12 protein-coding genes are annotated in these 11,472 nt (G+C 72.1%); 7 read left to right on the forward strand and 5 right to left on the reverse strand.

Annotated features, from left to right (window positions below; all coding sequences use genetic code 11):
- Window positions 1–10: 10 nt before the first annotated feature.
- The 4 genes from Q8W71_RS07075 to Q8W71_RS07090 all read right to left on the reverse strand — a co-directional run bounded on the left by Q8W71_RS07075 (window position 11) and on the right by Q8W71_RS07090 (window position 2,374).
- A complete protein-coding gene (locus Q8W71_RS07075) occupies window positions 11–355 on the reverse strand; it encodes a DUF6883 domain-containing protein (protein WP_305524630.1) in 345 nt (114 codons plus the stop codon).
- Entirely contained in the window at window positions 352–639 is a 288-nt protein-coding gene (locus Q8W71_RS07080; RefSeq protein WP_305524631.1) for a DUF4926 domain-containing protein, read from the reverse strand. Before Q8W71_RS07080 ends, Q8W71_RS07075 begins: the two co-directional genes overlap by 4 nt.
- 20 nt (window positions 640–659) lie before the next feature.
- Window positions 660–1,211, reverse strand: a complete 552-nt coding sequence (locus Q8W71_RS07085) for an RBBP9/YdeN family alpha/beta hydrolase (protein ID WP_305524632.1) — start codon at window positions 1,209–1,211, stop codon at window positions 660–662.
- Between the two features lie 80 nt (window positions 1,212–1,291).
- Entirely contained in the window at window positions 1,292–2,374 is a 1,083-nt protein-coding gene (locus tag Q8W71_RS07090) for an apurinic/apyrimidinic endonuclease family protein (protein ID WP_305524633.1), read from the reverse strand.
- A gap of 153 nt (window positions 2,375–2,527) precedes the next feature.
- Between Q8W71_RS07090 and Q8W71_RS07095 the strand changes: the two genes are divergently transcribed.
- The 4 genes from Q8W71_RS07095 (at window position 2,528) to Q8W71_RS07110 (ending at window position 7,858) form a co-directional block, all read left to right on the forward strand.
- Window positions 2,528–3,733: a YihY/virulence factor BrkB family protein gene (locus tag Q8W71_RS07095; RefSeq protein ID WP_305524634.1), complete on the forward strand. Its 1,206-nt coding sequence runs from the start codon at window positions 2,528–2,530 to the stop codon at window positions 3,731–3,733.
- A 70-nt stretch (window positions 3,734–3,803) separates the two neighbouring features.
- Window positions 3,804–4,217, forward strand: a complete 414-nt coding sequence (msrB, locus tag Q8W71_RS07100) for a peptide-methionine (R)-S-oxide reductase MsrB (protein WP_305524635.1) — start codon at window positions 3,804–3,806, stop codon at window positions 4,215–4,217.
- Between the two features lie 298 nt (window positions 4,218–4,515).
- Window positions 4,516–5,430 carry a hypothetical protein gene (locus Q8W71_RS07105; RefSeq protein ID WP_305524636.1) on the forward strand — a complete coding sequence of 305 codons (915 nt, stop codon included), beginning with the start codon at window positions 4,516–4,518 and terminating at the stop codon, window positions 5,428–5,430.
- Window positions 5,431–5,947: 517 nt separating this feature from the next.
- The gene (locus tag Q8W71_RS07110; RefSeq protein ID WP_305524637.1) at window positions 5,948–7,858 is read left to right on the forward strand and encodes an ABCB family ABC transporter ATP-binding protein/permease; all 1,911 of its coding nucleotides are present in this window, start codon (window positions 5,948–5,950) and stop codon (window positions 7,856–7,858) included.
- Between the two features lie 24 nt (window positions 7,859–7,882).
- Here Q8W71_RS07110 and Q8W71_RS07115 read toward each other — a convergent pair whose 3' ends face one another.
- Window positions 7,883–8,134: a hypothetical protein gene (locus tag Q8W71_RS07115; protein ID WP_305524638.1), complete on the reverse strand. Its 252-nt coding sequence runs from the start codon at window positions 8,132–8,134 to the stop codon at window positions 7,883–7,885.
- 254 nt (window positions 8,135–8,388) lie between these two features.
- On the opposite strand from Q8W71_RS07115, the gene Q8W71_RS07120 reads away from it, so the two are divergent.
- The 3 genes from Q8W71_RS07120 (at window position 8,389) to Q8W71_RS07130 (ending at window position 11,142) form a co-directional block, all read left to right on the forward strand.
- Window positions 8,389–9,363, forward strand: coding sequence for an ABC transporter substrate-binding protein (locus tag Q8W71_RS07120; RefSeq protein WP_305524639.1), 975 nt, complete (start codon window positions 8,389–8,391; stop codon window positions 9,361–9,363).
- 1 nt (window position 9,364) lies between these two features.
- The gene (locus tag Q8W71_RS07125; RefSeq protein ID WP_305524640.1) at window positions 9,365–10,174 is read left to right on the forward strand and encodes an ABC transporter permease; all 810 of its coding nucleotides are present in this window, start codon (window positions 9,365–9,367) and stop codon (window positions 10,172–10,174) included.
- Window positions 10,175–10,347: 173 nt separating this feature from the next.
- A complete protein-coding gene (locus Q8W71_RS07130; RefSeq protein WP_305524641.1) occupies window positions 10,348–11,142 on the forward strand; it encodes an ABC transporter ATP-binding protein in 795 nt (264 codons plus the stop codon).
- Window positions 11,143–11,472 lie beyond the last annotated feature (330 nt).

The following is an 11,472-nucleotide window of genomic DNA, read 5'->3' on the forward strand; positions in this document are numbered from 1 at the left end:
CGGGCGGCGCTCACCGCGTCAGCGGAACCGCGGTGATGAAGCGCAGCTCGGTCGGCGCGGTGACCTCCCAGACCGTCCGCAGATGCATCCGGCGGCCGTCGGGAGCCTCGCTCGGTCCCTCGAACACGAGGCGGGGCAACCCCTTGGGCGGTTGCACCCGGCGTCCGGTCGGGAAATTGGCGATGGCGTGCCGCACGAGCGCGACCACCAGGGGCTGCGGGTCGTCCGGCGTGAAGCCGAACCGGAGCAGGTACTTCGCCTTCGATCCGCCCTCGGCGTGGGCGACGTTCAGCAGGTAGCGCGTGACCTTCGCCTGCTCGACGGTGAAACCGTAGGCGGACGCTGCGTCCGTCACGCGGCGGCGCGTTCCACGAGGCGCAGGCCGGCCGGCTCGACGGTCGCGAGCGTGCCGGGCGGTTCAGCGAACTCGACGGTGTACGCCTCGCCGTCGTTGTACACGCTGACGATGGTGCCCTCGGTGCCGGCCGCGACCGTGTCGCCGTCGTCGCTGACGGCGGCGGCCGTCAGCGCGACGCGATCGAGGTCCCGGAGGTCCGAGCGCGGCACATCCTCACGGATGCGATAGGCGAACGCGAATGACATGGGGCCCACATTTGCGCCGCGCCGGCCTTCGCGCAAGGGCGCGCATCCTTCCATCCTCACAACCCCTTCAAGAACCCCGCGAGCCGCATCAGCCCCTCCGGCCACGGCCCGTGGCCGCTCGCCACGTTGATGTGGCCGGACTCGCCCGCGTCCACCGTCAGCGCCCCCCAGGCATGGGCGAAGTCGTCGGCGCGGTCGTAGGCGCAGTGGGGGTCGTTGCGGCTCGCCACGACGAGGGCGGGGAAGGGCAGGGGGTCGCGCGGGACCGGGGCGAAGGCGCGCACGAGGTCCGGCAGGTTCGGCGCCTCCTCCACGTCGGGGAGGGCGACGAACAGGGCGCCGCGCACGACGCCGACGGGGAAGCGCGGGACCGCCTCGACGCAGGCCACCACCCCGAGGCTGTGGGCGATCAGGATCACCGGCCGGGTGGCCGCCGCAACCGCCTCGGCGATCCGCCCGCACCACGCCGCGGGGGTGGGCGCGTGCCAGTCGTCCTGCGCGACGATCCGGGCGGTGGGCAGCCGCCCCGCCCAGCGGGCCTGCCAGTGCCCCGCCTCGGAGCCGCGCAGGCCCGGCACGATCAGGATGTCGCAATCGGCGGTCTTCATACGGCGGGTGCCTAGAGCATGATACGGAAAAGTGGAAACCGGTTTTCCGAAATCATCATGCGGCACGAGGAAGATGACCATCACGCCGCCGCGGTCAGCCCCGCCGGCCGGGCCAGCACGTGCGCGGCGATCTGCATCGAGGCGAGGTTCTTGGCCTTGGCCTCGATCTCGAAATCCGCCCAGGCGAGGTGGCGGGCCACGAGGTCGTTCACAGCCCGGTTCCACATCATGTCGGAATGGGCGGCGAGGTCGCGCACCGCGTGGCCGGCGGCCCGGAGCGCCGGGAAGTCGGGCAGGGCGTCGGGGTCGCACAGCGCGGCCACCGCCTCGCGCGACACGCTGATATGGGCGAGCGGGCGCACCCCGCGCCAGGATTCGACGATCCGGGCGATCCGGGGCTCGTCCGGTTCGAGGTAGGCGCCGCCGCTCTCGACCCAGTGGTGGTGCAGGTCGAGCACCACGGGCACGCGGTCGGCGAGCCGCAGCACCGCGTCGAGGCCGAGCAGGTGCTCGTCGTTCTCCACGGTGACGAGGTCGCGGGCGACGCGGCTCGCCCGGGGGAGGGTGGCGCGGAAGCCCTCCGCGCCCGGGTCGGCCGCCCCGACGTGGATGTTGATGTGGGCGCCGTGCGGGTGCCAGCCGCCGCCGTAGCCCATCCGATCGAACAGCTCGGCGTGGTAGTCGAGTTCCGACAGGCCGTTCTCGATCGCCGCCGGGTTGCGGCTCGCCAGCAGGCAGAACGGGCCCGGGTGGAAGCTCAGCCGCACCCCGAGCCGGCGGGCGTCGTCCCCGGCGGCGGCGAGCCCGCGCTCGACCGCCGCCCGCAGCTCCGGCTCGGCGTAGAGGTCTTTCGCGATCGGGTGGGTGTAGCCGGGCAGGACGTTGCTGCCCATGCGCAGGAGGCGCTCCAGCGGCGGCCGGCCCCCGACCCAGGCGATCTGGCGGGCGAGCGCGGCGAGATTGTGCGTCACCACCTCGGCGAGCTTGGCCCGCCGCGCGATCCCGTCGAGCTTGGCGAGGTGGGCCATCGTCACGGTGGTGAGGTTCATCGCCCGGGTCGCCTCGCGGGCGGCCTTGAGGGTGGCGTGCGTGCCGGGGGGCTCGTCGAGGACGAAGGTGCAGCAGAATCCGAGGCGGGGTTCGGGGCTGGGTTGTGTCGGCATCCGGACACAACGCGTGGGCGGCCGATCGGTGGCGGCCCCGGGCGCGGCGTCGGGGACGCGGCACAAGACGCGACTCCGGGCGCGGAACGGCGCGACCGGGCCGACGTTCTGAAGCGGAGCGCGGCAGTTTCCGCGCGCACCGGCCCCACGACGATGCCCGCGCCTTCCCCCAGCCCCGGCGGACAGCCCGAGAGCGGCTCGATCCTCTGGACCCTGATGCTCGGCTCGGCGCTGGTGGCGCTGGCGACCGCGCCGGGGCGGCGCCGGACGAACCCGGCGCACGAGCCCGAGCCGGCGCCGGCCCCCCGGCGGGCCCGCGCGGAGCCGGAGCGGGCGAGGCAGAAGAGTCAGAAGAAGCCGGTCAACGAGGGGGCCCGGTCGATCGAGGGCCGGGCGGCGCAGCTCGTGGCGGCGACGCAGGAGGAGCGCGGCCGGCAGGCGGACGGGCCGACCGAGATCCCGTCCTCCGGCTGGAAGGACATCGCGGTGCGCGTCTACCTGGAGTTCAACAAGGACCGGGTGCTGGCGGTGGCGGCGGGCGTCACGTTCTACACCCTGCTGTCGCTGTTCCCGGCGATCGCCGCGCTGGTCACGCTCTACGGCTTCTTCGCCGACGCCAACGTCATCAACGAGCACCTCGCCCAGCTCCACGCGGTGCTGCCGCAGGGCGCGGTCGAGATCATCGCCGGCCAGGTCAAGCGCATCGCCTCGAAACCCGGCGGCGCCCTCGGGCTGACCTTCTTCACCAGCCTGCTGATCTCGATCTGGAGCGCCAACGCCGCGATGAAGGCGATGTTCGACGCGCTCAACGTGGTCTACGAGGAGGAGGAGAAGCGCAACTTCTTCCTGCTCAACCTGCGCTCGCTGGCCTTCACGGTCGGGGCGCTGGTGTTCATCGTCGTGGCGCTCAACGCCATCGTCGTGGTGCCGGTGGTGCTGAACTTCCTCGGGCTCGGCTCGGAGGCGTGGCTGATCGCGGCCCTGCGCTGGCCGGCCCTGTTCCTCGTGCTGCTCGGCGCCCTGTCGGTGCTCTACCGCTTCGGCCCGAGCCGCGAGCACGCCCGCTGGCGCTGGGTCGGGGTGGGCAGCGTCGTGGCCGGCGTGCTGTGGCTCGTCGCCTCGCTGCTGTTCTCCTGGTACGTCGCCAATTTCGGCACCTACAACGAGACCTACGGCTCGCTCGGCGCGGTGATCGGCTTCATGACCTGGATCTGGATCTCGTCGACGATCGTGCTGCTCGGCGGCGAGATCAACGCCGAGATCGAGCACCAGACCGGCCGGGACTCGACCACCGGGCGGCCGATGCCGCTCGGCCGGCGGCAGGCGCGGATGGCCGACACGGTCGGTGCGCCGGCCTGACGCCTCCCGCCGCGGACGCCCGGACCCTATATCCCGGGCGGTTCCGAGAGAGGGCGGACTGGAGACGGACATGGCCGACACGGCGACGACGACCCCCGAAGCGCGCAGCGAGGCCGAGTGGCGCGCCCATCTCAGCCCCGAGCAGTACCGGGTGCTGCGCGAGCACGGCACCGAGCGCCCCGGCACGAGCTGCCTGCTCGCCGAGAAGCGGGCCGGCACCTTCGCCTGCGCCGGCTGCGGCCAGCCGCTGTTCGAGCAGGGCACCAAGTACGAGTCGGGCACCGGCTGGCCGAGCTTCTTCGCCCCCCTCGACGGGGCGGTGGAGACGACGAGCGACCGCACCTTCGGCATGGTCCGCACCGAGGTGCACTGCGCCCGCTGCCACGGCCATCTCGGCCACGTCTTCGACGACGGCCCCGCGCCCACCGGCCTGCGCTACTGCATGAACGGCGCTGCGCTGAGATTCGAGCCCGCCGGGGAATGACCTAAGTTACGGACAGCGCGGATAATGGGGACGGTTCCGGTGTTCCGGCGTCGAAAGCGGACATCCGGTCTTGATTTCGTCGCCTTTTTGCTTACGCGCTCATCTGTCACGGGTTGACGTCGCCGGCTGATCCGGGCGCGCGCGGCCGGATCCGGGTCTATACGGCGTTGCGGCGCGCTCACGCATCGCAAGTCCCGTTCGCCTGGACCGTCGCGTCCCGCCCGCCGAGCGGCGGCGGCCCGGCCGGCTGTCCGCCGGGTCGGCACGCCGCCGACGCAAGCGGGAGGGGTACGAGTACATGAGCAGCATCCGCCGATTCCTGGTCGCGCCGGCCCTCGTCCGCCTGATCCGCAAGGAGCGCGGCGGCACGCGCATCACCGAGGGCCACTTCGCGCCGCAGGGCGGCCGGAACTCCTACGTGCGGGTCGACGGGCAGGTCTGCCAGCTCGTGCTCGTCAACGGCGGGGTCGAGGAGCGCACCGACGTGCCGCGCGCCCACGGCGACGCGCTGCTCGACGTCTGCCCCGGCAAGGCCGCCTACGACCGCACCGTCCTCCAGGCCGCCGGCCGCGAGGTGCGGATCGACCGCTACGTCACCCCCGGCAGCCTCGACCTCCTGAGCGTCGCCTTCGACAGCGCGGACGAGGCCGGCGCCTTCCAGCCGCCCGCGTGGTTCGGCCGCGACGTGACCGGCGAGGGCGCCTACGAGCGCGCGACGCTGGCGATCCAGGGCGTGCCCGCCGGGGAGGAGGTCGCGCTGAGCAACGCCGCCCTCGACGCGGTGCTCGACCTGATCGAGCCGCGCTTCGGCTTCGGCCGCTACGGCTCGGCCGCCCGCGGGAGCGAGGGGGGCGAGGGCCTCGCCCAGCCCCGCCGCGCCGTCCCGCCGGCCCCGCCGCCGCCCGCCCCGGAGCCCGTCCAGGCGGCGCAAGCCGAGCCCGAGCCCGCCCCGCAGCCGGCGCCCGAGCCGGCCCCGGCGGAGGCCGCCGCCCCCGAGCCGGTCCACCACGAGGCCGCCCAGCCCGGGACCCCGTCGGCCACCCCGGCCGAGGCGGTCCACGGCGACGCGCGCATCGACGACGTGATCGAGAGCCTGTCGCAGGCGCTGGGCGCCGCCATCCAACAGCAGCCCGAGCCGGGTCAGCCCAAGGGCGACGACGCCCCGGCCTTCGAGCGCTGGACCGTCCGCCCGCGCCGCACCCAGCAGACCTGATCTCGGTCAGTGCGCGCCCCTCCCCCGGAAGCTACGCTATTCACACACGGTGTTGAGCCCGCGCGCCTCTCCCTCCCCCTCTGCGGGGGAGGGTGGCCCTCGCGTGAGCGAGGGTCGGGAGAGGGGAGCCCGGCTTCCGGCACGGTCGCATCAGCGCGTGCCGCGCGCCACCTCCGGCACCGGCGCTCCCCTCACCCGACCCCCTTCGGGGGCCACCCTCTCCCGCAGAGGGGAGAGGGAGGGGGCGGGGCCACGATGCGCGAATTCGGCAGCCCCTGAAGCGGGGGAGGGCGTCGGGTAAGCGGCGCGAGGCTCCGGGTCGAGCCGCAGCCCCTTCGATCGGCCACGATCCCCGTCCCGAAGCGGGGGCCACGCGCCCGGCCCGCCGCGCCGGATGCCGGGACCGGAGGCACGGTCCGCGCGGTCCGGAGCAGGGCAGGGCCGCCGCGGGCGCGGGTGCGGGCCGGGGGCTGCGGCCCTATATGCGGGTTTAATCCCCTCGCACGTCCCAAAAATCATGACCGACGCCGTGCCCCCGGCCGCGCCCTCCGCACCCGCCGCGCCGGACCGTCCCGGGCTGGTGGCGACCTACCGCCGGCTGTGGCCGCACCTGTGGCCGCACGGCCGGCCCGACCTCCAGCGCCGGGTGTTCCTCGCCTTCGGCCTGCTGCTCGTCGCCAAGCTCGCCACGATGGTGACGCCGTTCACCTTCAAGTGGATCACCGACGCGCTGGTGGCGGCGATCGGCGGCCACGAGGGGGCGGTGCCGACCGGCCTGCTCGCCGCGCCGATGCTGCTGATCGCCCTCTACGGCCTGTCCCGGGTGGCGATGTCGGCGCTGACGCAGGTGCGCGACGGGCTGTTCGCCAAGGTGGCGATGCACGCGGTGCGCCGCCTCGCGCTCCAGACCTTCGCGCACATGCACCGGCTGTCCCTACGCTTCCACCTGGAGCGCAAGACCGGCGGCCTGACCCGGGTGCTGGAGCGCGGCCGCGCCGGCATCGAGGAATTGTCGCGCCTGATGGTGCTGACCCTGGTGCCGACGATCGTCGAGTTCGTCCTCGTGCTCGGGGTGCTCGCCTACGAGTTCGACTGGCTCTACGCGGGCGTGGCCTTCCTCACGGTCGCCGCCTACCTCGGCTTCACCTACAAGGCGACCGAGTGGCGGATCGCCATCCGCCGCCGGATGAACGCCTCCGACACCGACGCCAACACCAAGGCGGTCGATTCGCTGCTGAACTACGAGACCGTGAAGTATTTCGGCGCGGAAGGCCGCGAGACCGCCCGCTACGACGCCTCGATGGCGAAGTACGAAAAGGCCTCGACGCAGACCTACGTCTCGCTCGCGGTGCTGAACGCCGGCCAGGCGGTGATCTTCACGATCGGCATGACGGTGATCATGTGGCTCGCCGCCCGCGACATCCTCGCCGGGCGGACCACGATCGGCGGCTTCGTGCTCGCCAACACCATGCTGGTGCAGCTCTCGATGCCCCTGAACTTCATGGGCATGATCTACCGGGAGATCAAACAGGCGCTCATCGACATCGACGACATGTTCCGCATCCTCGGCCAGAACCCCGAGATCGCCGACCGGCCCGGGGCGGAACCGCTTCGGGTGGCCGGCGGCACGGTGCGGTTCGAGGACGTGCGCTTCGCCTACACGCCGGAGCGGCCGATCCTGCGCGGCGTCGCGTTCGAGATCCCGGCGGGGCACACGGTCGCCGTGGTCGGGCCCTCGGGGGCGGGCAAGTCGACCCTGTCGCGGCTGCTGTTCCGGTTCTACGAGCCGTCGGCCGGCCGGATCACGATCGACGGGCAGGACATCGCGGGGGTGACGCAGGGCTCGCTGCGGGCGGCGATCGGCATGGTCCCGCAGGACACGGTGCTGTTCAACGACACGATCGGCTACAACATCCGCTACGGTCGCGCCGACGCGAGCGAGGCGGAGGTGCGCGAGGCCGCCCGGCTCGCCCAGATCGACGGCTTCGTCTCCGGCCTGCCCGAGGGCTACGACACGCCCGTGGGCGAGCGCGGCCTGAAGCTGTCGGGGGGCGAGAAGCAGCGGGTGGCGATCGCCCGCACGATCCTGAAGGGCCCGCCGATCCTCGTCCTCGACGAGGCGACCTCGGCGCTCGATTCCTTCACCGAGGCGCAGATCCAGGGGGCGCTCGACCGGGTCTCGCGCGGGCGCACGACGCTGGTGATCGCCCACCGCCTGTCGACGGTAGTGAACGCCGACGCCATCCTCGTCCTCGACCGCGGGGTGATCGCCGAGCGCGGCACCCACGCCGAGCTGCTGGCGCGGGGCGGCCTCTACGCCGCCCTGTGGGCCCGCCAGCGCGAGGCGGACGCGGCCCGCGCGGTGCTCGCCCGGGAGGCCGACGCCCCGCGCCCCGCGCCGGCCGAGCCGGCCCTGCCCGCGGGGTAGGGCGGCGAGGGTCGGGCGGCCCCCTCACTCCGCCCGGGCGAGGGCCCGGTCGCGCAGGAAGCCGAGCACCGCCGACCGGTCCCGATCGCTGCGCAGGGAAGCCCACAGGCGCAACAGCTCGCCCGTCGCCGCGATGTCGGCGCGCGGCCCGGCCGCCGCGTCGGGCTCGTCGAAGAACGCGTGCGTCGGCAGGCCCAGGATGGTGCCGATGCGCTTCAGGAGCAGGAGGGTGCTCTCCCCGGAGACATCAGCCTCGGTGCGCAGATCGTTCGGCACGGGGCCTCCGTCGGCCTGCGGGGAACCTTGCGATACACTACACGCTAGGATTGCATATGCGCAGCCCACTCCGCCCGCGCCATCACACAGGATAGTTTTTGGGGATGCCGGCCGTCCGGCGCGGTGGGGATCGCCGCTCCCGAGATCGTGAACCGGGATTAAGTTCTCGCGCGAACGCGTTATAAGAGGCGCTCGACGGACCGGAAACGAAGGCCGCGGATGTCCAGCCGGCCCACGCCGTCACGGGAGGAACGATGCTCAGGACCCTGATCGCGGGGTGCCTCGCCCTGGCGGCGCTCGGCGCCCCGGCCCGGGCGCAGGACGTGGTGCGGCTCGGCAACCTCAAATTCGCGCACTACGGCGCCATCTCCTACATGAAGGAGATCGCCCCGAAATTCGGCCTCAAGATCGACGAGCGCCAGTTCGCCAAGGGCGCCGACATCTACCCGGCGATGGCGGTCGACCAGATCGACATCGCGGCCTCGGGCGGCGACGGCGCGGTGGCCGCGCGCGGCAACGGGGTGAAGCTCCTCGTGGTGGCGGGCTTCGCCAACGGCGGCGTGCGCATCCTCAAGCGCCCCGACCTGCCGGCCAAGACCGCGGCCGACCTGAAGGGCCTGAAGGTCGCCACCGTCCGCGGCGGCACGCAGGACCTGATGCTGCTCGCCGAACTCGACAAGCACGGCATGACCTGGTCCGAGCGGCCGGGCAAGGACGTGCAGCTCACCTACTTCAACAACTACGCCGACCTGAACCAGGCGCTGGCGCAGAAATACGTCGACGTGATCTGCCAGTCCGAGCCGCAATCGACCCAGGCGATCAGCGCCGGCTGGGGCGTCGAGCTGGTCAAGCCCTACGACACGCCGATCGGCATCCCCTACCGCCCGCTGGTGATGACCGAGAAGATGTACACCGAGAAGCCGGAGGTCGCCGCCAAGGTGCTGCGCCTGTTCGTGGCCGCCACCAAGGCGTTCATCGACGACCCCATGCTGGCCGAGAAGTACGTCCGCGAGCAGGTGTTCAAGGGCCAGCTCTCCTCGCAGGACTTCCGCGACGGCATGGCCAACGCGAACTACACCTACGACATGCCCCCCGGCCACATGCAGACCACCTCGGACTACATGGTGAAGTACGGCCTGGGGAAGATGCAGAACCCGCCGAAGAGCGACGCCGAGTGGGTGAAGCTCGACCTCTTGGAGAAGGCCAAGGCCGATCAGAAGGTCAACTGAGGTGGCGCTCTCCTCGCTCCGCGGGCTGCTCGTCCCGCTCGCGCTGCTGATCCTGTGGGAGGTGTCGAGCCGCTCCGGGCTCGTCTCCCCGGTGGTGCTGCCGCCGCCCACCGCGGTCGCGGCGAAGTGGTGGGCCGGGCTTTTTCCGGCGCTGCCCTACGAGCCGGGCGGGGAGAGCTACCTGCACTGGATGTTCTCCGGCGAGATGCCGCACGACGCGGTGTCGAGCCTCGGCCGGGTGCTGTCGGGCTTCTGCATCGGCGCCGGGCTCGCGGTGCCGATCGGCCTGCTGCTCGGCACCAGCGACCGGCTCTACGCCCTGTTCAACCCGCTGCTCCAGGTGCTGCGGCCGATCCCGCCGATCGCCTACATCCCGCTGGCGATCGTCTGGTTCGGGCTCGGCAACCCGCCGGCCCTGTTCCTGATCGCGCTCGGCACCTTCTTCCCGGTGCTGGTCAACACCATCGCCGGGGTGCGGCAGGTCGATTCGATCTACATCCGCGCGGCCCAGAACCTCGGGGCCGGGCGCTGGACGCTGTTCCGCCGGGTGATCCTGCCCGCGGCCTCGCCGTTCGTGCTCGCCGGCATGCGGATCGGCATCGGCACCGCCTTCATCGTGGTGATCGTCGCCGAGATGATCGCCGTCTCCGACGGGCTCGGCTACCGGATCCTGGAGGCGCGCGAGTACATGTGGTCGGACAAGATCATCGGCGGCATGCTGACGATCGGCGTGCTCGGCCTCATCATCGACGGGGCGATGAGCCGCCTCAACGACCACCTGCTGCGCTGGCACCGCGGCCTGGAGCGGTGAGCAGGGTGCGGAAACGTGGGTCCCGGTTTTCCGAAAACCATCATGCGCTAGAGCCGTTCCCGATCGCGTTGCAATCGTGCTCGACTCTAAGTCCTTGTTTTGACGCGCTCTCTTTCGCCGAACCGGCATCCACTTCGGCGGAGAGCGCTCTAGCGAGTTAGGTCCCAAAAAAGATGTCGGCAGAGATCGTGGTCGCGAACGCCGTCAAGGTGTTCGGCAGCGGCGACGCGGGCGTGCCCGCACTTCAGGACATCACCGCCACGGTGCCGGAGGGGCAGTTCCTGTGCCTGCTCGGCCCCTCGGGCTGCGGCAAGTCCACCCTGCTCAACGCCATGGCGGGCTTCACCCCGCTGACCTCCGGCACCATCACGGTCGGGGGCAGGCCGGTGCGGGAGCCGGGGCCGGACCGGGGCATGGTGTTCCAGGAATACGCCCTGTTCCCGTGGATGAGCGTGGCCGACAACGTCCGCTTCGGCCTCGACGTGAAGGGCGTCCCCCGGGCCGAGGCCAACACGACGGTCGAGCGCATCACGGAGAAGCTCGGGCTGGCGGAGTTCCGCGGGCGCTACCCGAAGGACCTGTCCGGCGGCATGCGCCAGCGGGTGGCCATCGCCCGCATCCTGGCGCTCGACCCGCCGGTGATGCTGATGGACGAGCCGTTCGGCGCGCTCGACGCCCTGACCCGCCGCACCCTTCAAGATGAACTTCTAAGAATTTGGTCCGAATACAAAAAAACGATCGTGTTCGTCACCCACTCGATCGAGGAGGCGATCTACCTCGCCGACCGGATCCTGGTGATGACCTACCGCCCCGGGCGCATCAAGCGCGACGTCGCCGTGCCGATGCCCCGCCCGCGCGACCCGGCGAGCGGCGAGTTCAACGCGATCAAGCGCGAGCTCGGCGCCCTGGTGATGGCCGAGCAGGCCCGCTTCACCGACGCGGAGCTGCACGCCCCGGCGGTGGATTGAGGGAAACCGCCGACGCGTCTCCCTCCCCCCGCTGCGGGGGAGGGTGGCCCCCGAAGGGGGTCGGGAGAGGGGAACCCGGCGTCCGGACAGAGAGCCAGCCCGCGGTGAGGGCTGCGCGATGTCCTGCACCGGCGCTCCCCTCTCCCGACCCCCGCTCACGCGGGGGCCACCCTTGTATCTAGGAGGCGGCCCTGTGATGTGCTGAGATTGGGGCTGCGCCGGGTGGGGTGGCCACCCCACCCGGCGCGCGGCGTTTGGCGCCCGCCCACCCTCCGGCCACAACCGGGGGAGAGCTTTGGGACCGAACGCCGCCTCGTCACGCACGACCGG

Source organism: Methylobacterium amylolyticum, assembly GCF_030700245.1.
In the GTDB taxonomy this organism is placed as follows: domain Bacteria; phylum Pseudomonadota; class Alphaproteobacteria; order Rhizobiales; family Beijerinckiaceae; genus Methylobacterium.